Source organism: Sphingobium sp. C100, from assembly GCF_000508185.1.
Taxonomy (GTDB): domain Bacteria; phylum Pseudomonadota; class Alphaproteobacteria; order Sphingomonadales; family Sphingomonadaceae; genus Sphingobium.
On sequence record NZ_AYOY01000149.1, the window covers coordinates 20,910 to 46,449 of the forward strand.

At 63.5% G+C, this 25,540-nt stretch carries 29 protein-coding genes and 1 pseudogene; 6 read left to right on the plus strand and 24 right to left on the minus strand.

The annotated features are described in order from the left end of the window. Positions 1-2: 2 nt before the first annotated feature. From nuoK to C100_RS37265, 18 genes are all read right to left on the minus strand, one after another. Complete coding sequence (gene nuoK / locus C100_RS37185) at positions 3-308, minus strand: NADH-quinone oxidoreductase subunit NuoK (protein ID WP_009821720.1); 306 nt, start codon at positions 306-308, stop codon at positions 3-5. Continuing rightward, a complete protein-coding gene (locus tag C100_RS37190) occupies positions 305-916 on the minus strand; it encodes an NADH-quinone oxidoreductase subunit J (RefSeq protein WP_024020166.1) in 612 nt (203 codons plus the stop codon). Before C100_RS37190 ends, nuoK begins: the two co-directional genes overlap by 4 nt. 30 nt (positions 917-946) lie before the next feature. After that, positions 947-1,432, minus strand: a complete 486-nt coding sequence (gene nuoI / locus C100_RS37195; RefSeq protein ID WP_024020167.1) for an NADH-quinone oxidoreductase subunit NuoI — start codon at positions 1,430-1,432, stop codon at positions 947-949. After that, positions 1,429-2,478, minus strand: coding sequence for an NADH-quinone oxidoreductase subunit NuoH (gene nuoH, locus C100_RS37200; protein WP_024020168.1), 1,050 nt, complete (start codon positions 2,476-2,478; stop codon positions 1,429-1,431). Before nuoH ends, nuoI begins: the two co-directional genes overlap by 4 nt. Continuing rightward, complete coding sequence (nuoG, locus tag C100_RS37205; protein WP_024020169.1) at positions 2,475-4,481, minus strand: NADH-quinone oxidoreductase subunit NuoG; 2,007 nt, start codon at positions 4,479-4,481, stop codon at positions 2,475-2,477. Before nuoG ends, nuoH begins: the two co-directional genes overlap by 4 nt. Positions 4,482-4,483: 2 nt before the next feature. Further along, a complete protein-coding gene (nuoF, locus tag C100_RS37210) occupies positions 4,484-5,827 on the minus strand; it encodes an NADH-quinone oxidoreductase subunit NuoF (protein ID WP_024020170.1) in 1,344 nt (447 codons plus the stop codon). Next, a complete protein-coding gene (locus C100_RS48865; protein WP_024020171.1) occupies positions 5,827-5,976 on the minus strand; it encodes a hypothetical protein in 150 nt (49 codons plus the stop codon). The genes nuoF and C100_RS48865 overlap by 1 nt, the downstream gene beginning before the upstream one ends. After that, complete coding sequence (locus C100_RS37215; protein WP_024020172.1) at positions 5,973-6,653, minus strand: complex I 24 kDa subunit family protein; 681 nt, start codon at positions 6,651-6,653, stop codon at positions 5,973-5,975. Before C100_RS37215 ends, C100_RS48865 begins: the two co-directional genes overlap by 4 nt. Then, a complete protein-coding gene (locus tag C100_RS37220) occupies positions 6,653-7,888 on the minus strand; it encodes an NADH-quinone oxidoreductase subunit D (protein WP_024020173.1) in 1,236 nt (411 codons plus the stop codon). The genes C100_RS37215 and C100_RS37220 overlap by 1 nt, the downstream gene beginning before the upstream one ends. Then, entirely contained in the window at positions 7,888-8,724 is an 837-nt protein-coding gene (locus C100_RS37225; protein WP_024020174.1) for an NADH-quinone oxidoreductase subunit C, read from the minus strand. The genes C100_RS37220 and C100_RS37225 overlap by 1 nt, the downstream gene beginning before the upstream one ends. Position 8,725: 1 nt before the next feature. After that, on the minus strand, positions 8,726-9,244 hold the full coding sequence (locus C100_RS37230; RefSeq protein WP_024020175.1) for a NuoB/complex I 20 kDa subunit family protein: 519 nt from the start codon (positions 9,242-9,244) through the stop codon (positions 8,726-8,728). Between the two features lie 26 nt (positions 9,245-9,270). Then, a complete protein-coding gene (locus C100_RS37235; protein ID WP_024020176.1) occupies positions 9,271-9,645 on the minus strand; it encodes an NADH-quinone oxidoreductase subunit A in 375 nt (124 codons plus the stop codon). Positions 9,646-9,774: 129 nt separating this feature from the next. After that, entirely contained in the window at positions 9,775-10,590 is an 816-nt protein-coding gene (locus C100_RS37240) for an inositol monophosphatase family protein (RefSeq protein WP_024020177.1), read from the minus strand. A gap of 38 nt (positions 10,591-10,628) precedes the next feature. Beyond that, complete coding sequence (locus C100_RS37245) at positions 10,629-10,982, minus strand: hypothetical protein (protein WP_024020178.1); 354 nt, start codon at positions 10,980-10,982, stop codon at positions 10,629-10,631. Then, a complete protein-coding gene (gene efp, locus C100_RS37250; protein WP_024020179.1) occupies positions 10,982-11,545 on the minus strand; it encodes an elongation factor P in 564 nt (187 codons plus the stop codon). Before efp ends, C100_RS37245 begins: the two co-directional genes overlap by 1 nt. A gap of 158 nt (positions 11,546-11,703) precedes the next feature. Beyond that, positions 11,704-12,276: a M23 family metallopeptidase gene (locus C100_RS37255; RefSeq protein WP_024020180.1), complete on the minus strand. Its 573-nt coding sequence runs from the start codon at positions 12,274-12,276 to the stop codon at positions 11,704-11,706. Next, positions 12,273-13,367 carry a L,D-transpeptidase family protein gene (locus C100_RS37260; protein WP_024020181.1) on the minus strand — a complete coding sequence of 365 codons (1,095 nt, stop codon included), beginning with the start codon at positions 13,365-13,367 and terminating at the stop codon, positions 12,273-12,275. The genes C100_RS37255 and C100_RS37260 overlap by 4 nt, the downstream gene beginning before the upstream one ends. A 56-nt stretch (positions 13,368-13,423) precedes the next feature. Further along, entirely contained in the window at positions 13,424-13,864 is a 441-nt protein-coding gene (locus C100_RS37265) for a MarR family winged helix-turn-helix transcriptional regulator (protein ID WP_024020182.1), read from the minus strand. 60 nt (positions 13,865-13,924) lie between these two features. On the opposite strand from C100_RS37265, the gene C100_RS37270 reads away from it, so the two are divergent. After that, positions 13,925-14,596 (plus strand): glutathione S-transferase family protein, encoded by a 672-nt coding sequence (locus tag C100_RS37270; RefSeq protein WP_024020183.1) that lies wholly within the window; start codon positions 13,925-13,927, stop codon positions 14,594-14,596. Here C100_RS37270 and thiE read toward each other — a convergent pair. Next, the gene (gene thiE, locus C100_RS37275; RefSeq protein WP_024020184.1) at positions 14,593-15,282 is read right to left on the minus strand and encodes a thiamine phosphate synthase; all 690 of its coding nucleotides are present in this window, start codon (positions 15,280-15,282) and stop codon (positions 14,593-14,595) included. The genes C100_RS37270 and thiE overlap by 4 nt on opposite strands. Positions 15,283-15,383: 101 nt before the next feature. Between thiE and C100_RS37280 the strand changes: the two genes are divergently transcribed. After that, positions 15,384-16,508: a DmpA family aminopeptidase gene (locus C100_RS37280; RefSeq protein ID WP_024020186.1), complete on the plus strand. Its 1,125-nt coding sequence runs from the start codon at positions 15,384-15,386 to the stop codon at positions 16,506-16,508. 45 nt (positions 16,509-16,553) lie between these two features. On the opposite strand, the gene C100_RS37285 is transcribed toward C100_RS37280, so the two are convergent. Continuing rightward, entirely contained in the window at positions 16,554-17,459 is a 906-nt protein-coding gene (locus C100_RS37285) for a fructose bisphosphate aldolase (RefSeq protein WP_024020187.1), read from the minus strand. Between the two features lie 225 nt (positions 17,460-17,684). Here C100_RS37285 and C100_RS37290 point away from each other — a divergent pair, with 225 nt between their 5' ends. Continuing rightward, a complete protein-coding gene (locus C100_RS37290) occupies positions 17,685-18,185 on the plus strand; it encodes a TlpA family protein disulfide reductase (RefSeq protein WP_152536473.1) in 501 nt (166 codons plus the stop codon). A gap of 34 nt (positions 18,186-18,219) precedes the next feature. Here the strand turns inward: C100_RS37290 and C100_RS37295 are convergent, their stop codons facing one another. The 4 genes from C100_RS37295 to tkt all read right to left on the minus strand — a co-directional run bounded on the left by C100_RS37295 (position 18,220) and on the right by tkt (position 24,457). Further along, complete coding sequence (locus C100_RS37295; RefSeq protein ID WP_024020189.1) at positions 18,220-19,365, minus strand: slipin family protein; 1,146 nt, start codon at positions 19,363-19,365, stop codon at positions 18,220-18,222. A 737-nt stretch (positions 19,366-20,102) separates the two neighbouring features. Next, positions 20,103-21,305 carry a phosphoglycerate kinase gene (locus C100_RS37305; protein ID WP_024020190.1) on the minus strand — a complete coding sequence of 401 codons (1,203 nt, stop codon included), beginning with the start codon at positions 21,303-21,305 and terminating at the stop codon, positions 20,103-20,105. Positions 21,306-21,449: 144 nt separating this feature from the next. Next, complete coding sequence (gene gap, locus C100_RS37310) at positions 21,450-22,460, minus strand: type I glyceraldehyde-3-phosphate dehydrogenase (RefSeq protein WP_024020191.1); 1,011 nt, start codon at positions 22,458-22,460, stop codon at positions 21,450-21,452. 29 nt (positions 22,461-22,489) lie between these two features. Continuing rightward, positions 22,490-24,457 (minus strand): transketolase, encoded by a 1,968-nt coding sequence (gene tkt, locus C100_RS37315; protein WP_024020192.1) that lies wholly within the window; start codon positions 24,455-24,457, stop codon positions 22,490-22,492. 181 nt (positions 24,458-24,638) lie between these two features. Between tkt and C100_RS48765 the strand changes: the two genes are divergently transcribed. The 3 genes and pseudogenes from C100_RS48765 to C100_RS0124800 all read left to right on the plus strand — a co-directional run. Next, the gene (locus tag C100_RS48765) at positions 24,639-24,830 is read left to right on the plus strand and encodes a hypothetical protein (RefSeq protein ID WP_024020193.1); all 192 of its coding nucleotides are present in this window, start codon (positions 24,639-24,641) and stop codon (positions 24,828-24,830) included. Continuing rightward, positions 24,823-25,158, plus strand: a complete 336-nt coding sequence (locus C100_RS37325) for a cell division protein ZapA (protein ID WP_024020194.1) — start codon at positions 24,823-24,825, stop codon at positions 25,156-25,158. Before C100_RS48765 ends, C100_RS37325 begins: the two co-directional genes overlap by 8 nt. Before the next feature lie 237 nt (positions 25,159-25,395). Then, positions 25,396-25,540: pseudogene (locus C100_RS0124800) on the plus strand (5-formyltetrahydrofolate cyclo-ligase); the annotation flags it as partial.

The following is a 25,540-nucleotide window of genomic DNA, read 5'->3' on the forward strand; positions in this document are numbered from 1 at the left end:
GCTCAGCCCTTCATCTGATTGATGTCATCGACGGCGATGGTGCCGCGACCGCGGAAATAGATGACGAGGATGGCAAGCCCGATGGCCGCCTCACCCGCCGCAACGGTCAACACGAACATCGAGAAGACCTGTCCCACCAGATCGCCCAGGAAGGCGCTGAACGCGACGAGGTTGATGTTCACGCTGAGCAGGATCAATTCGATCGCCATCAGGATGATGATGACATTCTTGCGATTGATGAAGATGCCGAGCACCCCCATCACGAAGAGGATCGCGCTGACCACCAGATAATGCTGAAGGCCGATCACAGCTCCACCCCCTGCCCCACGGGCTGATTGACGTTGCGCACGGCGTCCTGCGGACGGCGGCGGTTCTGCTTGGCGACATTCTGGCCCTTCACGCCACCGCGCGCCCGGTGGGTCAGCACGATCGCGCCGATCATGGCGACCAGCAGGACGATGCCTGCCGCTTCGAACAGGAAGATGTAGCGGGTATAGAGCAACCCGCCGATCGCCTGAATGTTCGACAGTTCCGGATTGGTCGGCGCCGCGCGTTGCGCAAGCTCGATCGGACCGGCGCTCCACAGGCCGATGCCGAGCACGATCTCGGCGAGCAGCACGAGCGCGATCAGCAGCCCGAAGGGCAGATAATCAACGAAGCCGGCGCGCAGTTCGGCGAAGTCGATGTCCAGCATCATGACGACGAACAGGAACAGCACCGCGACCGCGCCGACATAAACGATGACAAGCAGCATCGCGATGAATTCGGCGCCGAGCAGGATCATCAGACCCGCAGCGTTGAAGAAGGCCAGAATCAGCCACAGGACCGAATGGACCGGATTGCGCGACAGGATCGTCAGCGCGCCGCTGCACACCACCAAAATGGCGAACAGATAGAAGGCGAAGACGTGAATCACAGGATCATATTCCCCTTGGACGCGCGCGGCTTAACGATAGGGTGCATCGGCGGCAAGGTTCGCGGCGATTGCGCGTTCCCACTTGTCACCATTTTCCAGAAGCTTGACCTTGTCGTAGATCAGCTCCTCGCGGGTTTCAGTCGCGAACTCGAAATTCGGTCCCTCCACGACAGCATCCACCGGACAGGCTTCCTGGCAGAAGCCGCAATAGATGCACTTGGTCATGTCGATGTCGTAGCGCGTGGTGCGACGACTGCCATCCTCGCGCGGCTGCGCCTCGATGGTGATCGCCTGCGCCGGACATACCGCCTCGCACAGCTTGCACGCGATGCACCGCTCTTCCCCATTGGGATAGCGACGCAACGCATGTTCGCCGCGAAAACGGGGCGAAATCGGGTTCTTCTCATAGGGGTAGTTGATCGTCGCCTTGGGCTTGAAAAAATATTTCAAGGTCAGCCAGTGCGCCTTCACAAACTCCCAGAGGGTGAAAGACTTGACGTAGTAACCGAGGCTCATTGTGCGCCTCCATAGCGCGTCAGCATGAGGAAGCCCGACACCAGGAACACGAACAGCAGCGAGGTCGGCAGGAAGATTTTCCAGCCCAACCGCATCAGCTGGTCGTAACGGTAGCGGGGCACCGTCGCCTTCACCCAGGAGAAGACGAAGAAGAAGAACAGGATCTTGGCAAACAGCCAGATTATGCCCGGCACAAAATAGAGCGGCGCCCAATCTACCGGCGGCAGGTAACCGCCCCAGAACAATAGGGCGTTGAGCGCGCACATCAGGATGACGTTGGCATATTCACCGAGCCAGAACAGCGCGAAAGCCATCGAGGAATATTCGGTCTGATAGCCAGCGACCAGCTCGCTTTCCGCTTCGGTAAGATCGAAGGGCGCGCGCGCCGTTTCGGCCATGGCGGAGATCAGGAACATGATCGCCATCGGAAAGAGCAGCGGGTTGAAGCCGTTGCCGTTCAGAAAGCCATAATAGCCCTTCTGGCTTTCCACGATCTCCGTCAGATTGAAGCTGCCGGCCCAGAGCACGACGCAAATCAGAATGAAGCCGATCGAGACTTCATAACTGATCATCTGCGCGCTCGCGCGGATCGCGGAATAGAAGGGATATTTGGAGTTGGACGCCCACCCCGACAGCACGACCCCGTAGACGCCGAGCGACGAGATGGCGAGGATGTAGAGCAAGCCGACATTGATGTTGGCCAGCACCACGCCCACCTGGAACGGTACCACTGCCCAGGCCATCAGGGCCACGGTGAAGGTGATGATCGGCGCGATCAGGAACAATGTCCTGTTCGCGGCCGACGGGATGATGGTTTCCTGCAGGAAGACCTTGAGCCCGTCCGCGAACGACTGGAGCAGACCGAACGGCCCAACGACGTTGGGACCGCGGCGCAGCGCCATCGCCGCCCAGATCTTGCGATCGGCATAGATGATCATGGCAACGGCCAGCATGACCGGCAGACAGATCACCAGGATGCCGATGACGGTGGAGAGCAGCCAGGCGCCTTCGAACGGCAGGCCCAGCCCTTGGAAGAAAGCGGTCACTCTGCGGCCTCCGCGAAGCTTTCACCATGGATCAGTTCGGCCGAGCAATGCTGCATCGTCGGACTGGCGCGGCAAATCGCGTTGGTGAGGTAGAAATCCTTGATCGGTGAACCGAATTCACCGGTCGCACCAGTTGGCAGCTTGGGGATCGACCAGCCATAATCGGCCAAACCCTCTACGCCCAGCGCCGGCACGGCCTTGACCATTTCGACGCGCAACTGTTCGAAGCTGTCAAACGACAATTTCGCGCCCAACGCGTCGGACAAAGCACGCAGGATCGACCAGTCCTCACGAGCGTCGCCCGGCGCGAACACGGCCTTGTCGCCATATTGCACCCGGCCTTCAAGATTGACGTAGGTGCCTGCCTTCTCGGCATAGCTTGCGCCCGGCAGGATCACGTCCGCGGCATGGGCGCCTTTGTCGCCATGGTGGCCGATATAGACCTTGAAGCTGCTGTCAAAGGCCGAATAGTCAACCTCATCCGCGCCCAGCGAAAAGAGCAGCTTGGGCGCGGCCGCCGCCATCGCCCTGACGCCTCCGTCCATCGCATAACCGAGCATCAGCCCGCCCATGCGCGCCGCCGCGAAATGCAGGACGTTATAGCCGTTCCACTGATCCTTGATCAGGCCCAGCGTCTCGACCAGCGCCAATGTGTCGCCATGCGCGCCATCCTTGGCCAGCACGCCGCCGCCGACAATCATTGCGGGGCGCGCGGCCTTGCCGAACGCTTCGACCACAGCCTGGGGCAAATTCGCCAGCAACGACGCATCGTTGCCGAGCCATTCGACCTTGTAAGTCAGATCGACTTCAGGACCGACGGCAAAGACCTTCGCGCCCTTCTTGATCGCCTTGCGGATGCGGGTGTTCACCAGCGGCGCTTCCCAACGCAAATTGGTGCCGATCAGCAGGATCATGTCCGCCGTCTCGATGCCGTTCAACGTCGTGTTGAAATTGACCGCACCGAGCGACGACACGTCATAGGCAAGGCCGGTCTGACGCCCTTCCAGCATCGTGCCGCCCAGCTTCTCGACCAGCAGCTTGCCCGCGAACATCGTCTCGCAATCGAGCAGGTCGCCAGCGATCGCCGCGACAGATCCGCCATGGTGTACGGCCGCAATGGCCGCGAACGCCTCGTTCCAGGTCGCAGCAACCAGTTTGCCGTCCTTGCGGACATAGGGCTTGTCGAGCCGCTTGCGGACCAGGCCATCGACATTATGCCGGGTCTTGTCCGACGCCCATTCCTCGTTCACATCGTCGTTGATGCGCGGCACGGCGCGCAGCACCTGACGGCCGCGGCTGTCGAGACGGATATTGGTGCCGACCGCGTCCATCACGTCGATCGCGTGGGTCTTCTTCAACTCCCACGGGCGCGCCTCGAACGCATAGGGCTTGCTGGTGAGCGCGCCGACCGGGCACAGATCGACCACATTGCCGGATAGCTCGCTCTTGGCGGCATGTTCCAGATAGGTGGTGATCTGCATATTTTCGCCGCGATAGATGGCGCCGATTTCCGGTACGCCCGCGACTTCCTCGGCAAAACGGATGCAGCGCGTACACTGGATGCAGCGGGTCATGACCGTCTTGACGATCGGCCCCATATATTTCTCGGTGACCGCGCGCTTATTCTCATCATAGCGGCTCCCGCCCCGGCCATAGGCCATGGACTGGTCCTGCAAATCGCACTCGCCACCCTGGTCGCAGATCGGGCAATCGAGCGGATGGTTGATGAGCAGAAACTCCATCACCCCTTCGCGCGCCTTCTTGACCATCTCGCTGTCGGTGCGGATTTCCTGATTGTCGGCGGCCGGCAACGCGCAGCTAGCCTGCGGCTTGGGCGGCCCAGGCTTCACCTCGACCAGACACATGCGGCAATTGCCGGCGATGGACAGGCGCTCATGATAACAGAAGCGCGGAATTTCCTTGCCCGCCAGCTCACACGCCTGGAGGACAGTGGCGCCCGCCGGGACCTCGATTTCTACGCCGTCTACTTTGACCTTCGGCATGGTTACTCCGCTGCCTCCATGACGGGGGCGCTACCCTTATTTTCATTGATCCGCCGTTCAATCTCAGGGCGGAAATGGCGGATCAGGCCCTGGATGGGCCAGGCCGCCGCGTCGCCCAGCGCGCAGATGGTGTGGCCCTCGACCTGCTTGGTGACCTGCTGGAGCATGTCGATTTCGCTCTGGTCGGCGTCGCCGGTGCGCAGCCGCTCCATCACGCGCCACATCCAGCCCGTGCCTTCGCGACACGGCGTGCATTGGCCGCAGCTTTCATGCTTGTAAAAATAGCTGAGCCGCGAAATGGCGCGGACGATGTCGGTGGACTTGTCCATGACGATGACGGCGGCGGTGCCAAGGCCGGAGCCCAGCGCCTTCAGCCCGTCGAAATCCATCGGCGCGTCCATGATCTCCTTCGCCGGCACCAATGGCACCGAGGAGCCGCCGGGAATCACCGCGAGCAGATTGTCCCAACCGCCACGAATGCCGCCGCAATGGCGTTCGATCAGTTCGCGGAAGGGAATGCCCATCGCTTCCTCGACCACGCATGGCTTGTTCACATGGCCCGAAATCTGGAACAGTTTGGTGCCCAGATTGCCCGGACGGCCGATCCCCGCGAACCATTCGGGCGAGCGGCGCAGGATCGTCGGCGCAACCGCGATCGATTCCACATTGTTGACGGTCGTGGGGCAGCCATAAAGACCCGCACCCGCCGGGAAAGGCGGCTTCAGGCGCGGCTGGCCCTTCTTGCCTTCCAGACTTTCGATCTGCGCGGTTTCCTCGCCGCAGATATAGGCGCCCGCGCCGCGATGCACGAACACGTCGAAGTCATAGCCGGAACCGCAGGCATTCTTGCCGATGAAGCCCTTGGCATAGGCCTGCTCGACCGCCTCGAACAGCACCTTGGCTTCGTAGATGAACTCGCCGCGAATATAGATATAGGCCGCGCGCGCGCGCATCGCGAACCCCGCCACCAGCGCACCTTCGATCAGCTTGTGCGGATCGTGGCGGATGATCTCGCGATCCTTGCACGAACCAGGTTCGGATTCGTCGGCGTTGATAACCAGGAAGCTTGGACGGCCGTCCTTGCTTTCCTTGGGCATGAAGCTCCACTTCATGCCGGTCGGGAAGCCCGCACCGCCGCGGCCACGCAGGCCTGACGCCTTGATGCGGTTGATGATCTCGTCCTGGCCGATCTCCAGCAGCGCCTTGGTGTTATCCCAGTCGCCACGCTTCATCGCCGCGTCGACGCCCCAGTCCTGGAAACCGTAGACGTTGGTGAAGATGCGGTCCTTGTCATCCAGCGGGCCGACAAACGGGGGCGGCGCGGGAGGAGCGGTTTCGTCGGCCATCAGCGGCCCTTTCCGATCAGTTTTTCAGCAACGAAATAGACGAGCACGGCAACGGCGAGGCCAAGCACCAGCCCCAGCACCGCGCCGATGATCTTCAGCGCAATGATGAAGACGATGATCGCCAATATGATGGAGATCAGCGCGCTCATATGGTGGTGGTCCCCCACTGGCCGCGATAATCATGATTTTCTTCGACCATCGCCGTCAGGCTGGTCGGGCCACCTTCGGGGCAACTGGTCTGGCGGTCGATCTGCGGTCCGATCTTGGGCTGCTTGCCGGTGGCCAGATCATCCAGGATCGCGCTCATGCTGTCATAGGTCAGGTCTTCGAAATTATCGTCGTTGATCTGCACCATCGGCGCATTGGCGCAGGCGCCCAGACACTCGACCTCAGTCAGCGTGAACAGGCCGTCGGGGGTCGTCCCTCCCTTGACCAATCCCTTGTTCTTACAGGCCGAAAACACGTCGTCGGAGCCGCGCAACATGCAGGGCGTCGTGCCGCACACCTGCACATGGTAACGGCCCACCGGCGCGAGATTATACATAGTGTAGAACGTCGCGACCTCATAGACGCGCATGTACGGCATATCGAGCTGACGCCCGATATATTCCATCACCGGAACCGGGAGCCAGCCATTGGTCTGCGTCTCCGCGCCGACCTGCCGCTGGGCGAGATCAAGCAGCGGCATCACTGCGGACTGCTGGCGGCCGGCAGGATAGCGGGCGATGATCTTGTCCGCCTGCGCGGCATTCTCCGCCGTCCATTCGAACGCGCCCCAGCGCGCGCGGGTCTCGGCTTCGTCGGGGATATGAACTGCGTCAGCCATTATCGGTCACATTCTCCGAACACGATGTCCATGGCGCCCAGGACAGCGGTTGTGTCGGCCAGCATGTGGCCCTTCATCATGAAGTCCATCGCCTGCAAATGGCTGAACGCGGTCGGCCGGATCTTGCAGCGATAGGGCTTGTTGCTGCCGTCGCTGACCAGGTAGACGCCGAACTCGCCCTTGGGGCTTTCGGTCGCCACATAGACTTCGCCGGCGGGAACATGGAAACCTTCGGTATAGAGCTTGAAGTGGTGGATCAGCGCTTCCATAGAGCGCTTCATCTCGCCGCGCTTGGGCGGTACCACCTTGCGGTCGAAGCTCGCCACCGGCCCTTCGGGCATCTCATTGAGGCACTGCTTCATGATGCGCGCGGACTGGCGGACTTCCTCGACGCGGACCATGAAGCGGTCATAGCAGTCGAAATTGGTGCCGACGGGCACATCGAACTCCATCCGGTCATAGACGTCGTAGGGCTGGGCCTTGCGAATATCCCATGGGATGCCGGAACCACGCAACATCGGGCCGGAAAAGCCCCATTTCAGCGCATCTTCCTTTGAACAGACGGCAATATCGACATTACGCTGCTTGAAAATGCGATTGTCGACCACCAGGCTCATCGCATCCTCGAACAGGCGCGGCAGGCGGGTGTCGAGCCAATCGGCAATGTCGGTCAGCAGCTTGAGCGGCACGTCCTGATGCACGCCACCCGGCCGGAAATAGGCCGCGTGCATACGGGCACCGGAGGCGCGCTCGAAGAAGTTGAGGCAATCCTCGCGGATTTCGAACAGCCACAGGTTCGGAGTCATCGCACCGACGTCCATCACATGGCTGCCCAGGTTCAGCATGTGATTGCAGATGCGGGTCAGTTCCGCGAAGAACACGCGCAGATATTGCGCGCGCAGCGGCACTTCCAGGTTCAGCAGCTTCTCGACCGCCAGAACGTAGGAGTGTTCCATGCCGAGCGGCGAACAATAGTCGAGCCGATCGAAATAGGGCAGCGCCTGCAAATAGGTCTTATATTCGATCAGCTTTTCGGTCCCACGGTGCAGCAGGCCGACATGCGGGTCGCAGCGTTCGACGATTTCGCCGTCCAACTCCATGACCAAACGCAGAACGCCGTGCGCGGCCGGGTGCTGCGGGCCGAAGTTGATCGTGTAATTCTGAATCTGGGTGTCGCCATAGGACGGATCGTCCGCGTTGATGACATGGTCCAGCTTTTCCATATAGTCGGACATCAGGCCTTGTCCTCCGGCTTTGCCGCGCCCTTGCCCTCATCGGTATGATGTTCGGGCTTCACCGGCGCATCGGGCGACTTTTCGGCCGCCTTGCTGTCGGCCGGTTCGCCAGCGCCGGTGTCTCCGGGCTTTTCGGTCACTTTGGGCGTGTCGCCCTTCGGCTCGCCCTTGGGCGCGGCGGGGGGCGGTGGCGGAGCGGCGGCAGGCGTCGGCGCACCAGGTGCCTGCGGGGCCTTTTCATCGCCAGGCAGCACATATTGCGCGCCTTCCCAAGGGCTCATGAAATCGAAGCTGCGGAAATCCTGGGCCAGCTTCACCGGCTTGTAGACGACGCGCTTATCTTCCTCGCTATACCACATTTCGACATAGCCCGTCAGCGGGAAGTCCTTGCGCTGCGGATGGCCCTTGAAACCATAATCGGTCAGGATACGGCGCAGGTCGGTGTTGCCGTCGAAGACAACCCCATACATGTCGAACACCTCACGCTCCAGCCAGCCGGCGACCGGCCAGAGATGCGTGACGGTTGGGACCGGCTTGTCCTCGTCGGTCGTCACCTTGACGCGGACGCGGTGATTGCGAGTGACCGACAGCAGATGGTAGCAGACCTCGAACCGCTCGGCCCGGTCGGGATAATCGACGCCGGCGATTTCCATCAACTGCTGATACTGGGCCATGTCGCGCAGCGCGACCATGGCGTTGGCCAGTTCCTCGCGCACGACGGTGATGCTCAATTCATCGGCATGATCGACGGTTTCGACCAGCATCGAACCCAGCAGGGCGCCGATTTCCTCGGCGATCCCGTCGATGGTCGCAATCTTGGGTGCAGAATGGCCCATATTAACGCTCAATCGTCCCGATCCGGCGGATCTTCCGCTGCAACTGCATGATGCCGTAGAGCAAAGCCTCGGCAGTCGGCGGGCAACCCGGCACATAGATATCGACCGGCACGATGCGGTCGCAGCCCCGGACTACCGAATAGCTGTAGTGATAATAGCCACCGCCATTGGCGCAGCTGCCCATCGAAATCACATATTTCGGATTGGACATCTGGTCGTAAACCTTGCGCAACGCAGGGGCCATCTTGTTGCACAACGTGCCAGCGACAATCATCACGTCCGACTGCCGCGGCGAGGCGCGGGGCGCAGCGCCGAAGCGCTCCATGTCATAGCGCGGCATGTTGACGTGGATCATTTCCACCGCGCAGCAGGCCAGGCCGAAGGTCATCCACCAGAGCGAGCCGGTGCGCGCCCACTGGAATAGCTCCTCGGTCGACGTCACAAGGAAGCCCTTGTCGCTGACTTCGCTGCTCAGCGCATTGAAGAAGTCCTGGTCGGGCTGCGTTCCCACCGGCGGCATGGTGCCGGGGATGGGACGCTCAAGTTCTACTCCCAATCGAGTGCTCCCTTCTTCCACGCATAGACGAGGCCGAGCACCAGTTCGCCTATGAAAATCATCATCGTCGCCCAGCCGGCCCAGCCGATCTGGTCGAGGCTCACCGCCCACGGAAAGAGAAACGCCGCTTCCAGATCGAAGATGATGAACAGGATGGCGACGAGGTAGAAGCGCACGTCGAACTGGCTGCGCGGCTCTTCGAAAGCGGGGAAACCGCATTCATATTCGGAGAGCTTTGCAGGATCGGGCTGATGCGCACCCGTCAAGCGACCCACCAGCATCGGTAGGAAGACGAAGGTGCCGGAAAGCAGCAAGGCTATCCCGAGAAAGATCAGGATCGGCAGATATTGGGCAAGATCGACCAACGGATTCCCCTGGGCGAAAAGGTTTGTGGGCGCGCTTTAGGCCTGCTGCATATGCGAAGCAAGGGGCCAAGGGCATGAGAATGAATCGCAAAAAGGCCAAGTGCTTGAAGCGCTTGGCCTAGATGGACCTTAGCGCAGTGCGCTGGCGACCAGCTTGTGCAATTTACTATGGATCGCGTCGTTGCCGGCGATCACTTCCTTGCGCTCGATCATCTGCTCGCCGCCACGAAAATCGCTGACGAAGCCGCCCGCTTCACGCACCAGCAACAACCCGGCCGCCACGTCCCAGGGCTGAAGCCCGCTTTCCCAATAGCCATCATAGCGGCCAGAGGCGACATGAGCGAGGTCCAGCGAAGCGGCGCCGAAACGACGGATACCCGCTATAGACGGCGCCACGGCGCCGAAGATGCGCGTCCATTGCACCATGTCGCCATGGCCCATGAAGGGTATGCCGGTCGCGATTACGCAATCGGCCATGTCGCGTCGCGCCGACACGCGCAGCCGCTGGTCATGGCGCCACGCACCCCGGCTTTTTTCCGCCCAGTAGCTTTCGTCGGTGGCGGGCTGATAGATCAGGCCGGTCGTCACTTCGCGCTTGTTGCCGCCATAGAGCGGTTCTTCGACGGCGATGGAAATGGCGAAGTGCGGGATGCCGTGAAGGAAGTTGGTGGTGCCGTCCAACGGGTCGATGATCCAGCGCGGCTTGGTCGGATCGCCGGCGATCTCCCCGCCTTCTTCCAGCAGAAAGCCCCAATCGGGCCGCGCCTTCTGCAATTCCTCGACCAGCGTTTTTTCCGCCTGCTGGTCGGCCTTCGACACGAAATCCGCCGGTCCCTTGCGGCTGACCTGAAGATGCTCGACTTCGCCAAAGTCGCGACGCAGCTTGGCGCCCGCCTTGCGCGCGGCGCGTTCCATGACGGTGAGAAGGCCGGAATGCGATACCATATCTGTTCTCCGCCGCCCGATCGAGGCGGCCTGTTTGATTATTTCTGCGGGGCGGGCTTGGCCGCCGCGGCGGGACGGTAACCACAGGCGCCGGCGATCACAGCCAGCATCTGCGAGGGATCCTTGCGATCGACCTTGCCGGGGTTGGCGGCGACCACCTTGTCCACGGCGGCGCTGACCTGCGATACCGAATTACTGTAGAGGCATTCGAACAGCTTGTTCTTCACCGGCTGTTCGACCTCATTCGACTGAAGCGCGCTGCTGATAATCCGCAGGACGAATGCCGCATTGTCGAGCTGGGCCTTCGAAGGCCCAGCCTGCGCATGAAGCGCGGCCGGCAGGAGGCCGATCGCCAGCGTCGCCGCCAGCAGCTTGCCGCGCCCCGCCCGCATCACTCGGCCCGCTTCACATATTCGCGGGCATAGACATCGACCACGATGCGGGTTCCGCTGACGATGTGCGGCGGCACCATGACGCGCACGCCGTTGTCGAGGATGGCGGGCTTGTAGCTGGCCGATGCGGTCTGCCCCTTCACCACGGCGTCGGCTTCGACCACGGTTGCTTCGATCGTGTCGGGCAGTTGCACCGAAATCGGGCGCTCTTCATACATTTCCAGCGTCACTTCCATGCCGTCCTGGAGGAAGTCGGCCGCATCGCCCAGCAATTCGGTGGCCAGGTTGATCTGCTCGTAGGTTTCCTGGTCCATGAAGACGAGCATGTCGCCTTCGGCATAGAGATACTGGAAATCCTTGGTGTCGAGGCGGATGCGCTCGACGGTTTCGGCCGATCGGAAACGGACATTGTTCTTGCGGCCGTCGATCAGGTTCTTGAGTTCCACCTGCATATAGGCACCGCCCTTGCCGGGCTGGGTGTGCTGGATCTTGACGGCGCGCCACAGGCTTCCGTCATATTCGATGTTGTTGCCGGGACGAATCTCGACGCCGCTGATCTTCATGGGAAGAGCCTGCCTATATGTCTGGATGGATAAAGAGCCGACCTCTTGCGAGGCTGGGCGCGCCTTTACCTCCGGACGGGCGCGAGGGCAAGGGGGCGGAACTTCCCTAACTTCGCGCGTATCGCGAGTCGATGACGCCGCGCGCGCCGTGGCGCACCTCAGCGCGGCATGAGCAACGGGTAGGGATTGATCGCGCGGCCGCCATACCAAGCGTCTCCCGGCCGCATGACATGGATGGCGAAATGGAGGTGAGGGGCGGAGGGATCGGCATTGCCGCTGCTGCCGACCGTCCCGATCCGCTGGCCCCGGCGCAGCGCCTGCCCTTCACGCAACCCGGCGGCATAGCTGTCCAGATGCGCATAATAATAGAGCAGCCGCCCGTCGGACGAGCGTTCATACAGGGTGCGGCCGCCCTCATCGCTCCAGAACAGCTTTTCGACGCGGCCGTCGGCGGCGGCCAGCACCGCCCTGCCCCGTGCCGCCATGATGTCGATCGCGTCATGCGGACGCGCGCCGCTGGCGCGGGCCTGGGTAAAACTGTCGCTCAATGCGGACGGCGGCACGCCTTCGACCGGGATCAGCAGCGCCGCATGGGAAACGGGAGCGGAACGAGCCGACTCGCGGGGCTTCGACGGCGGCGCGTCGACCGGGACAATGCGCACGCAGAAATGCGCGAAAGCGACGCAAAGCAGCAGGGCAAGGACGCCCCCGCCCCACAGTCGCCCGTTCATGCCTGGAATTTCGCCTTCACCCCGGTCTTCACCATCTGGGCGAGCCGCGCGGCATCCCAGTTGGTCAGGCGGATACAGCCATGGCTTTCGGTGCGGCCGATGGTCTGGGGCTCGGGCGTGCCGTGAATGCCGTAATGGTCCTTGGACAGGTCGATCCACACCACGCCGACCGGGCCGTTGGGGCCGGGCTTCAGCACAGCCTTTTCATCCTTCGAACCGGAATCCCAGAACAGGTCGGGATTATAATGGAAGTCGGGATTGCGACTGACACCCTTGATCGTCCATTCGCCGATCGGCAGCGGGTCGTGCTGCGATCCGGTCGTCACCGGGAATTGCGCAATCATGCGGTCGTCCGCATTATAAACCTTCAGCAATCCTTCCGACTTGTCGACCACGATATGGTCGGCCTGCGGCTGATCCTTCGCCACGCCCAGGCTGGCGAGGGTCTCGCCCCAGCCGCGCTCGTCGCCCTCGATCCTGGCCACGGGCTGGTTCTCGATCGCCGGCACGCGAACGGTCGCACCCGCGGCGATCTTCGTGTCCGGCGGATTCATCGCGGTCAGCGCTTCGGGCGTGGTATGGAAACGCTCGGCCAGTTTTTCCAGCAGGTTGCGATAGGTGAGCGCGGGCAGGCTCGCTTTTTCGCTCATCCCGTTGGGGATGTCGAAAAAGGGACCGCGCGCGAAACCCTCGGGAATTTTCACCAGCCATGTGGACGGCCGAGCCTCCCCCTCCAACAGGGCGATCCCCGTCTTCCGGTCATATTCGCCTGTAACGGGGAGCCGGTTCGCCTGTTGAAAACCGCGCAGCGCCGACTTGAAACTCATCCCGTCCTTGCCGTCGATGACGCCGGGCGAAAAGCCCCGGCGATCCAGCGCCACCTGGGCCTGCAAGGTGGGACTGGCCTGCCAGGCATTTTGCTCGCGCACGATGTCGAACGCATAGTCGCCATTGCGGTCCGGCGACGCTGCCGTGGCATGACCTTGATAAGCGGCGTTGGCCGCCGGCTGGCTTTCATTGGCGTCGGTGACCGACACGTCGCAGGCGCCGCACAAAAGAGCGGCAAGAAGCAGATGGTTTCGCAAGGACATTCTCTCCGTTCGGTCAGGCCAAGAGAACGCGCGAACGGGCGGAAGGGTGCGAAGTGTCAAAGCAAGGCGGCAAGTCCCGCGCGCACGGCCCCGCCATCGGGAAGCCCGGCGTCGATTTCGCCATGCACGGCGATCCAGACGGGCATCGCCCGCGCGAGCATCGCCCGCCCGGCGTCGGTCAGTTGGAGTCGGCGCACCCGGCGGTCATCGGTGTCGATCGCCTGCCCGACCAACCCATTCCGCTCCAGCGGCTTGAGATTGGCGGTTAGGGTCGTGCGATCCATGGCCAGAAGTTGCGCAACCGATCCGACCGAAGGCGGCTGCGGCCGATTGAGCGCATTCAGCAGCGAAAATTGTCCGCTGGTCAGACCCAGCGGCCGGAACGCCTCGTCAAAGCGCCGCGACAGGGCGCGGGCGGCCCGCTGGGCCGCCAGGCACAGACAATGGTCGCGCACGAAAAGCGTCTGTTCATTGGGAACGAGCGGATATTTTGACATGCCATATTTATGTTGATATCAACTTATTTAGTCAAGAGTCGTTCGAAAAGGAGCCTGACGATGCCCATCGATCCCCAATCCGATATCGAGATTACCGGCTTTGCCTGGGTGCCCGACTTTGCGCGCGGTTTCGTGCGTGACCTGCGCCCCCGCTGGGCCTGTGAGGAAGCGGGCCTGTCCTATCGGGAACGGCTGATCGATTTCGACACCGCCAAAGGGGCGGATTATCGTCAGGAGCAGCCGTTCGGACAGGTGCCCGCCTATCGCGACGCGGAAGTGCAGATGTTTGAAAGCGGCGCGATGGTGCTGCGCATCGCCGAACAATCGGACGGGCTGATGCCGCGCGATGCGGCCGGGCGCTACCGTGTGCTTACCTGGGTGACGGCCGCGCTCAACAGCGTCGAACCCTTCGTGTTCGACCTGGTCAATATCGACACGTTCAACAAGGATGCCGAATGGGGTCGCCTGCGCCGCCCGCAGGTCATCGAGACCTTGCGCGGCCGCCTGAACAGCCTGTCGGACTGGCTAGGCGACAAACACTATCTGGAGAGCAATTTCACCGCCGCCGACATCATCATGGCGACGGTGTTGCGCGAAGTGTCCGACGAGGCGCTGATGGCGGAGTTCCCCACCCTGTCGGCCTATCGCGACCGCTGTATGGAGCGCCCCGCCTTCCGCCGGGCCATGGACGCGCAACTGGCCTCCTTCGCGCCTGATCCCGTGCCGGTCTAACCCCCCAGAACAGCGCCGAAGGCGGCGACGCCTGCCTTCGGCGCTTCGGGATGATTCCACACCGCCCCGCTCACCGCGAGGAAATCGGCGCCGGCGGCGATCAGCGGCGCGGCGTTGGCGGGAGTGATGCCGCCGATCGCGACGCAGGGCAGTTCGAACAATGTCGTCCACCAGCCCAGAATCGACGGATCAGGCCGGTGGGCGGTTTCCTTGGTCGTGGTGGGGTAGAAGGCGCCAAAGGCGACATAGTCGGCCCCCGCCTCACCCGCTTCCATCGCCAAATGACGACTGTCATGGCAGGTGATGCCGATCTGCACCTTTGGCCCCAGCAGCTTGCGCGCGGCTTTCGGATCGCCATCCCCCTGCCCCAGATGCACGCCATCCGCGCCGAGCCGATGCGCGAGTTCAGCGCTGTCGTTGAGGATGAACGCCACCTCGCGTTCGGCGCAAAGCGCCTGTAACGGCGCGGCCGCGCGCGCGATCGCGTCATCGTCCAGCCCCTTCAGGCGCAACTGGAAGGCCGCGACCTTGCCGCCGTCGAACGCGGCCGCCAGCCGAGCGACGAAGCCATCGTCGATCGCGGGCGGCGAGATGAGATAGAGTTGGCAGGCCGGGCGAAAGCCCTGCTGGAACTGGTCGGCAAATTGCGGGTCGAGCGCCAGCTCTTCTTCAGTGAAATCGGTCATGCGCGCCTTATAGCCGCTCCGTCGCGCGCGCCAAGGGCGGCTATGGCAGGCCCGCTGCGGCGCTGATAGAGGAAGGCGCTCATAATCAAGGGGACATCATCATGCGCCATGCCTTCGCCATCCTGTTGCTGATGTCCGCCGCGCCCGCGCTGGCCCGGGATGAGGTGCGGCCGCGCGCGCGGGATGCCGGCGTGGTCGTGGGCATCCTCCAGCCCGGACCGCTCAACGCGATCACCGATGTCGCGGGCGTGACGGTCGGCCAGGTGACGCTGCCGCGCAGCCATGACGTCAACACCGGCGTCACCGCCATCCTGCCGCATGGCGGCAACCTGTTCCAGGACAAGGTGCCGGCGGGCTTCGTCGCCTATAATGCGTTCGGCAAATTCATGGGATCGACGCAGGTCGCGGAACTGGGCGAGGTCGAGACGCCGATCCTGCTGACCAACACGCTGAACGTCGCGGAGGCCGGCGCGGCGGCGATCGAATGGACGCTGGCGCAACCGGGCAATGAGGATGTGCGATCGGTCAATGCCGTGGTGGGCGAAACCAATGACGGGATGCTCAACGATATTCGCGGTCGCCATGTGACCATCGCCGACGCCCGCCGCGCGATCGAGAGCGCGAAGGCCGGCCCGGTCGAGGAAGGCGCCGTCGGCGCGGGCACGGGCACGGTCGCCTTCGGCTTCAAGGCGGGGATCGGGACGTCATCGCGCCTGTTGCCCGCCGCGCTGGGCGGCTGGCGCGTCGGCGTGCTGGTGCAGGCCAATTATGGCGGGGTTCTGACCATCGCAGGCGTGCCGGTGGGCGTGAAGCTTGGCCGCTACGACTATCGCCAGCAGGTGGAGGGGAAAAAGGCCGATGGCTCCGTCGTGATCGTGATCGCGACCGACGCGCCGCTGTCCGATCGCAACCTGCGCCGGGTCGCCGAGCGCGCCTTTGGCGGCATCGCGCGGACCGGCTCCAGCTTTTCCAACGGGTCGGGCGACTATGCCGTCGCCTTTTCCACCAATGCGGCGGTGCGGCGAACGGCGGCGAAACGCGATCAGGTGGCGGCGGTCGAGGATCTGCCCAATGACCGCATGTCGCCCCTGTTCCAGGCCGTGATCGAAGCCACCGAGGAAGCGGTGCTCAACGCCCTGTTCAAGGCGCAAAGGGTGGAAGGGCACCGGGGGACGGCGGAGGCGCTGCCGCTCGATCAGGTACTGCCGATGCTGAAGGGGCGTTAGGCGGCTGGGTCGGGCGGATCGCTCCGCCCGGCGCCTTCCATGAAATCAGGCCGCGACCGGCTGCTTGGCGACCGAGGCGCCGTGGATCTCGTCGATCGCCTCGCCAAGTGCAGCGTCAAATTCCGCGTCGGTCATCTGATGGCGCAGATCATTGAGCAGCGCGCGGCTGAAGCTGGCGATGATGCCGCGATTCTTGGCCAGTTCGGCGCAGGCTTCGGTGCGGCTGAACCCGCCCGACAGGGCGACGACGCGCAGCACCTTGGGATGATCGACCAGCGGGTCGAACAGGCCGGGCCTGGCGGGGAGCGACAGCTTGAGCATCACCTGCTCGCCGTCCGGCAGGGCATCGAGATTCTTGAGGATTTCCTCAAGCAGGATCGCATCAGCGTCGGCGCGTTCGGGCGACTTGATGTTCACTTCGGGTTCGATGATCGGCATCAGCCCGCCGGCCAGCACCTGACGGCCGATGTCGAACTGCTGCGCCACCACGGCGGCGATGCCCTCGCGATTGGCAAGGTTGACGACCGAGCGTTCCTTGGTGCCGAACACGCCCAGCCCCTTGGCGCGGGCAAGCAGCGCATCGAGGCCCGGATTGGGCTTCATCAGCTGGACGCCGTTCGCTTCTTCCTCAAGGCCCTTGTCGATCTTGATGAAGGGCACGACGCCGCGTTCGATCAGGGCCGCCGGGGTCGGCTTGCCATCGACGGTGCCGTCCATGGTGCGTTCGAACAGGATCGCGCCCAACACCTTCTCTCCACTGAAGGCAGGCGAGGTGATGATGCGGCTGCGCATCGCGTGGATCAGGCCGAACATTTCCTCGTCGGTGGACCAGGCGCCTTCATCGACGCCATAGCCCTTGAGCGCCTTGGGCGTCGAACCGCCGCTCTGGTCGAGCGCGGCGATGAAGCCGTTTCCGGCCGCGATCTTCTGCTTCATGTCCTGATCCAGCATCTGCACATACCTTCGCTATTGGCGCGGCCCCTCCGGCAGCGCGGAATTCGCGCGGCCCGCACCGGGATGCCGTCGACAGGCCGCAATGCGCAAGACCCTCCGCCCCGCGCTCCTTGGCTGTTAGCGAGGCCCATGCCGCACCGCAAGAATGATCGCAGCGCCGCGCTTCCCTATCGGATGCCGGTTTGGTAGCAGCGAGCAAGACATGGGGGGACGGGCATGAAGATGGGGAACCGCGCGATATCGGCGGCGACGGCGGCGCTGGTGTGGATGGCGGCACCGGCTGCGGCCGCGCCCAAGGCGGTGATCGGGGCGCCTGCGCCTTCGTTTGAACTGACTCTGGTCGATGGCGGAAAAATATCGCTTGCCGACCTCAAGGGCCAGGTGGTCGTGCTCAATTTCTGGGCGACCTGGTGCGTTCCCTGTCGCACGGAACTGCCGACCCTCGACAGCTATTATGCCGTGCAGGGAAAGCATGGGCTCAAGGTCTTCGCGATCACGACGCAGGATTCGGTGCCGATCGGCCAGCTGAAAAAACTGTTCGCGGCGATGCACATGCCTTCGGTGCGGCGGATCAAAGGCCCCTATGGCCCGCTGACCGGCGTGCCGACCAACTTCATCATCGATCGCGCCGGCGTGCTGCGCTACGCCAAGTCCGGCGCGTTCGATCTGAATGCGCTCAACACATTGCTGGTGCCGCTGTTGAAGGAGAAGGCGCCGCAATAGAAAAGGGCGACGCACCGCGCCGCCCTTCCCTTTTTCAGTCCCGCTCGCGCAGCGTTACCAGCCGGTCGAGGATCGCGTTCAACCCCTCGCCCGACGAGGCATGGACGTCGATGCGGCCGATCTTCTCGGTCACGCGCTCGAGCGACTCCAGCTCCTTCAGGCGCAGCAGCACCGGATTGCCCTCCATCAGCTTCGCTGTGTTGAGCAGCGAGCGGGTAGCCGCGGTTTCCTCACGCCGGCGGATCAGGTTCGCCTCGGCGGTCTTTTCCGCCTCCACGACACGGTTGATCAGCTCGCGCATATCGCCGGGCAGGATGACGTCCTTGATCCCCAGTTCAGGCACCGCCACGCCGATGTCGCCGATGGCGGCGCGGACATGGTCGACGATCTGCCGATCGACCGACACCCGGTCGTTCAGCACCTCGTCCAGCGTCCGCCCACCGATCGCCTCGCGAACCGCGAACTGGACCAGCTTATAGACATGCGCCTGGAAATCGGGGGTCGAAAGCGCCGCACGACGCACATCGATCACCTTGACGAAGGCGGTCAGCGTCACGCGCAGCGACACTTTGTCCCGCGTCAGGATTTCCTGCGCCGTCACCTCGACCGGTAAGGGCCGCATATCGACCGTCCGGCTCGTCACCTTGCGGCCGATCTGCCAGTAGCCGTAGCGGCCCGGCCCCACCGTCTCGATCAGTTCGCCGTCGAAAAAGACCAAAGTCTCCTCCGCCTCGCCGACGCTGACCACCGCGATGTTGGACAGGGTGGACGGCAGAACCGTCGTCGCCTTTTCGAAAGCAACCAACTGCTCGCGCGTCAGGCGCGGCTGCGCGATGACGTCGAACATCTCGACCTCGACCGTCTTGAGCACACTCCAGACATGCACCGTTTCGCCCGGACGGACGATGGCGGACGCCCGTCCATCCATGCGCACCACGGCGACCTTGCCTTCTTCGACCCTCACGGTCACGAAATAGTCGGCAGCGATCTCCGGGTGACGCTTGGCGATCAGTTCCGCCCAGGGCGAAGCGAAGATGCCGGTCGCGTCGAAAAGCTCGAAATCATAGCGGCCCAGCGGATCGAAGATACGCTGGCGGCCCGGTTCGAGCATACGGATGAAGCGGCCATCCCGGATGAGGAGGCCGCGCTGCTTTTCGGAAACAATGAATGTGTAGTACATTGTCGCCCTCCTCTTTGGAGGGCTGACGTTCGTCAGGCGCGCCACGCTATGGAAAGCAGCGCGCCCAGTTGCTCACATGCCTATGACATGCTCCGCGCGGGCGTCTGCTCGTCCATGATTTGGTTCAGGTCGCGCCAAAGTTACACCAGCCCAGTTACCACACGGCACCATGCCATGCGGGAGGGCGCTGCTAGCTGCGAATCATGACAATTTAAAGACCATCGTATTGCGCAGGTCTATTTTGCCCCGGTAGGTCGGCCGGCAACACATTCCCGCTTTCAGGATGGCGGGCCAATGGTTCAGGCGGCCTCTCCCCGATCTGCCGCCAGTCCAGCAGCAGCGGGACAGGCGCGGTGTCGCATCGAACGCCGCCGGTATCCGCACCGGCGCAAAGCCCCTGAAAGGGTGTCGAAGAGCCAGCTTGGGTCGCCCCGCGCCTTGACTTCGGCCTGAACGCGCCGCCGGCTTTCCCAAGATGAGATGCCGGTTCAGGGCGTGTTGGAGCGGGATTCGAACCCGCGTCACGTAGATTATGAGTCTACTGCTCTCCCACTGAGCTATCCAAGTGCTGGTTCCGAAAACCAGTGCTCTTTGACGAGCGCGGGCATTCTCCATGGAACACGGCGTCGGCAGAGCCGCCCGCGCCCCCGGGATTTTCGAGTCCCTGGGAAATGAAGCATGTCCGGTGCGCGCCTATAGGCACGCCGCGCCCGCCTGTCCAGCCGCTCTCGCCAAGTTCAGCCCATCAGCGCCTTGACGCCCGGCAGATCCTTGCCTTCCATCCATTCCAGGAAAGCGCCGCCGGCAGTGGACACGAAGCTGAAATCGGCCGCCGCGCCCGCATGGTTGAGCGCCGCCACCGTGTCGCCGCCGCCCGCGACCGACACTAGCTGCCCCTCCTTGGTCAGCGCGGCCGCCGTCCGGGCCAGCGCCACGGTCGCTGCATCGAACGGCGCAATCTCGAACGCGCCGAGCGGGCCGTTCCACACCAGGGTGCGGCAGTTTTTGAGCGCATCGCCCAAAGCCTCGACCGCAGCCGGGCCGACGTCCAATATCATCTCGTCTTCGGCGACTTCATGCACGTTGCAGGTGCGAACCGACGGCGGATTGGCGGCGAATTCCTTGGCCACCACCACGTCATAGGGCAGATGGATGATGCAGCCCGCCGCCTCCGCCTTGTCGAAGATCGCCTCGGCCGTGTCGGCCAGATCCTTCTCGCACAGCGACTTGCCGACATCCACGCCACGGGCATAGAGGAAGGTATTGGCCATACCGCCGCCGATGATGAGGTGATCGACTTTCTCAACCAGATGGTTGAGCACGTCCAGCTTGGTCGAAACCTTGGCGCCGCCGACGACCGCCGCGACCGGCGTCACCGGCTCGCCCAACGCCGCCTGGAGCGCGTCCAATTCCCTTTCCATCGACCGACCGGCGAATGCCGGCAGCTTGTGCGCCAGTCCCTCGGTCGAGGCATGGGCGCGATGCGCGGCGGAAAAGGCGTCGTTGACATAGAGGTCGCCGATCGCCGCCATCGCCTCGGCCAGGGCCGGGTCATTGCTTTCCTCGCCGGCATGAAAGCGGGTATTTTCCAGGATCGCAATGTCGCCGGGGCGCATCACCGCGATGCCGTCGACCGCCGCCTCGCCGCAGCAGTCGGGGATGAACTGGACTTCGCGGCCCAGCACCGCCGTCAACGGCCGGGTGATCTTGGAAAGCGAATATTCGGGGTTCTTCTGGCCCTTGGGACGGCCGAAATGGGCGAGGATCAGCACCTTGGCGCCGCGATCCGCCAGTTCCAGCACCGTGGGCATGGCGGCGCGCAACCGGGTGTCGTCGCTGACCGCGCCATCCTGCATCGGCACGTTCAAATCCTCGCGCACCAGCACGGCCTTACCGTGGATGTCGCCCATATCGTCGAGTGTCTTGAACGGCTTGGTCATATAGCTTCCCCTCGTCCTAACAGACGTCATCCCAGCGAAGGCTGGGATCTCCCTTCTTTTCCTGGCGGGAGGAAGAAAGCGAGATCCCAGCTTTCGCTGGGATGACGAAAAAAGAGGGACAGGTCACCCCATCCCTCCCAAATATTACAGGAACTTCGCCACGACGCCCGTGGTGTCGATCATGCGGTTGGAAAAGCCCCATTCATTGTCGTACCAGCTGAGCACACGAACCAGCGTGCCGTCGATGACGGCCGTTTCCAGGCTGTCCACGGTCGAACTGCGCGCATCGCCATTATAGTCGATCGACACCAAAGGCTCGTCCGAATAGCCCAGCACGCCCTGGAGCGGCCCGGCTTCCGAAGCGGCCTTGAGCAGGTCGTTGACCTCCTCCTTGGTGGTGGCGCGCTTGGCGTCGAACTTGAGATCGACCACCGAGACATTGGGGGTCGGCACGCGGACCGACGAGCCATCCAGCTTGCCCTTCAACTCAGGCAGCACTTCGCCCACCGCGCGGGCCGCGCCGGTGGTGGTCGGGATCATCGACAGGGCAGCGGCGCGGGCGCGGCGCATATCCTTGTGGATCTGGTCCAGCGTGTTCTGGTCATTGGTATAGCTGTGGATCGTCGTCATGAAACCGCGCTCGATGCCGATCGCATCGTGCAGCACCTTGGCGAGCGGAGCCAGGCAGTTGGTGGTGCAGCTGGCGTTCGAAATGACGATATCGTCGGCGGTCAGCGCGTCATGATTGACGCCGAACACGATCGTCTTGTCGACGCCCGTCGCGGGCGCGGAGATGATGACGCGCTTGGCACCGGCGGTCAGGTGGGCGCTGGCCTTGCCCTTGTCGGCGAAAATGCCCGTGCATTCGAGCGCGATTTCCACACCCTGCGCGGCGTGGGGCAGCTTGGCGGGGTCGCGTTCGGCGGTCACGGCGATGCGCTTGCCGTCGATGACCAGAAAGTCGCCGTCGACGCTGACGTCGCCCGCCCAATTGCCATGGACCGAATCGCGCTTGAACAGCAGCGCATTGGCCTTGGCATCGCCCAGGTCGTTGATGCTGACCAGTTCCAGGTCATGGTCCGTGCGCGACAGGATCGCGCGCGCCACCAGGCGGCCAATGCGTCCGAAACCGTTAATTGCTACCTTCGTTGCCACTGCACTAGCCTCCTAGGTGTTGTTGTCCGTCAATTGCCGAGCGCCGCCACGATCTGCGGCGCGATCTTTGCGGCGGTCAGGCCGAAATGATCGTAGAGCGCTTCGGCCGGGGCCGATGCGCCGAAACTGTCGATGCCGAAACGCAGACCCGCAATGCCGGTATAGCGTTCCCAGCCAAAGGTCGTTCCCGCTTCGATCGACACGCGCAGCGCATGATGCGGCAGGATGTCGTCGCGGTAGGACGAGGGCTGCGCGTCGAAATGGGCGAAGCTGGGCATCGACACGACGTCCGCACCGATGCCCTGTTCCTCCAGCGCCCTGGCGGTCGCGACGGCGATCTCGACCTCGGACCCGGTGGCGATCAGCACGACTTTGCGCGGCGCGGTGGCGGCGATCAGGCGATAGCCGCCCCTGGCAGACAGATTCTCGCTCTTTTCGGTGCGCAGTTGCGGCAGGTTCTGGCGGGTCAGCGCCAACACCGACGGGCCGGTCGCATCCTTGAGCGCCAGTTCCCAGCATTCCGCCGTCTCGACGATGTCGGCGGGGCGATAGACGTCCAGGTTCGGGATCATGCGCAGCGACATGACATGCTCGATCGGCTGGTGGGTCGGGCCATCCTCGCCCAGGCCGATGCTGTCATGGGTCAGCACATGGATCACGCGCTGCTGCTGGAGCGCGGCGAGGCGGATGCCGCCGCGCATATAGTCGGAAAAGACCAGGAAGGTGCCGCCATAAGGGATCACGCCGCCATGCAGGGCCATACCGTTCATGGCGCAGGCCATCCCGAATTCGCGGATGCCATAATAGACATAGCGGCCGGAATAATCGTCCCTGGTCAGCGGACCGGTCGACTTGGTCTTGGTGTTGTTGGAGCCGGTGAGGTCGGCCGAGCCGCCCAGCGTTTCGGGCAGCAGATCGTTGATCGCGCCCAGCGCCAATTCGCTCGCCTTGCGGGTCGCGACCTTCTGCGGGTTGGCGATCAGCCCATCGATATAGGCGTCGAGCGAAAAGTCGGCGGGCAGGTCGCCGGCCATGCGGCGGGAAAATTCGGCGCCCTTGTCGTTGCTTGCGAGGCGCGTTTCCCACGCGGCCCGAACGTCCGCGCCCTTGGCGCCGATCGCCTTCCACGCGGCGGCGATGTCTTCGGGGATGACGAAGGGTTCAGCGGCCCAACCGAGAAATTCGCGGGCGGCGGCAACTTCCGGTTCGCCCAGCGCAGAGCCGTGGACGCCCGAGGTTCCGGCCTTGTTGGGCGCGCCATAGCCGATCTTGGTGGCGCAGGCGACCAGCGAGGGGCGCGGATCGGCAATCGCTTCGTCCAGCGCGCGGCGCACGTCGGCGACATCATGGCCGTCGCACGATACGACATGCCAGCCCGTCGCTTCGTAACGGGCGCGCACATCCTCGCTGCTCGACAGGTCGACGGCGCCGTCGATGGTGATCTTGTTGTCGTCCCACAGCACGATCAGGCGGCCAAGGTTCAGATGGCCGGCCAAGCCGATGGCTTCATGGTTGATGCCTTCCATCAGGCAGCCGTCGCCGGCGATCACCCAGGTGCGGTGATCGACCAGATCGTCGCCGAACTGCGCATTGAGGTGGCGTTCCGCAATCGCCATGCCGACGGCGGTGGCCAGCCCCGAACCCAGCGGCCCCGTGGTCGCTTCCACGCCCGCCAGCTCGAAATTCTCAGGGTGCCCGGCGCAGGGGCTGTGCAGCTGGCGGAAATTGCGGATGTCGTCCATCGTCGGACGGGCATAGCCGGTCAGATGCAGCAGCGAATAGATCAGCATCGATCCATGGCCGGCCGACAGGACGAAACGGTCGCGGTCGGCCCATTTGGGCTGGGTCGGATCGAATTTCAGATAGTCGCCGAACAGGACGGTTGCGACGTCCGCCATTCCCATCGGCATTCCCGGATGGCCGCTGTTGGCGGCCTGCACGGCGTCCATGGACAGCGCCCGGATGGCGTTGGCGAGCGACTTTTCGGAAACGGTCATCGTGGGCGGGCGTCTTTCCTGAACTGACATAAGCTGCGGCCCGCGCACGAGCGGACGAGTCGAGTTGGCGCCCCCTTTGTCGCGTCAAGCCCCATGCGTCAACCATGGCCGGGGGCAAGGCCGCGTCCGTCCGCGTTATCGCGGGCTTTTGCAGCGACCTGAGATTGGCTATGACGAGTCCATGGCAAGCGAGCGCATGATGCAGGCGATCGGCACGCTGGAACGTGCGATCGGCCGGCTCGAACAGGATGTGGCCCAATATATATCGGCCGCCGCCTCCCCTCCCCCTTCGATCGACGTGCCCGGCGCCCAGGCCGCGCTGCGCTCGCTCGACGAACTGATCGAGGATCTGAAGGGCAGGACGGATGGCTGAAACCACATTGCACATCGCCGCGCGCCAATATGACATTGGTTGCCGTGACGGCGACGAACCGCATCTCGCCCATCTGGCGCGCATGATCGAGGACAAAGCGCGCCAGGCGCAGCAAACGACGCCGGGCTTGACCGAAGTGCGCACCTTGTTGTTCGCGGCGCTGTTTCTGGCCGACGAACTCAACGACATGAAACGGGCGGAAACCGGGCGGCAAGAACGGCTGACGCTGGACGCGGATGACGAAAGCGCGGCGGTGGCGGTCGAAGGATTGGCCGCGCGCATCGAAAAGCTGCGCGAGTCCCTTGCCGCGGCGGCTTCGGCGGCCTAGATTGGTCGGTGACGGGCACTGCGCGGCACGAGCTTTTGCGAACATCCCTGAGGCGATAAATACATCCAAGGGGACTGTCCCTGGGCGGGCTCCGGCCCGAGCTACATGGTTCCCACCTGACGTTGAGGCGTCAGAGGATATTCCAGCAAACGACCGAGGCGGTCCCGTCACCCTCTCCCTCTTCGCCGGTCTCTCAGCTACGACGCGCATGATGTTGATAGATCAAGCGAGGCATGGATGAGCAACGAGCTGGCCGACAAGACGACACTCCGCACGATCGCCCGCCAGCGGCGACGCAATTTCGTCGCCACCCTCGATCCGCTGGCGCATCGGCTCGCCTTCAAGGCCGTTCCCTCGCCGCTCGCCCGCCGCGTCGCCGATG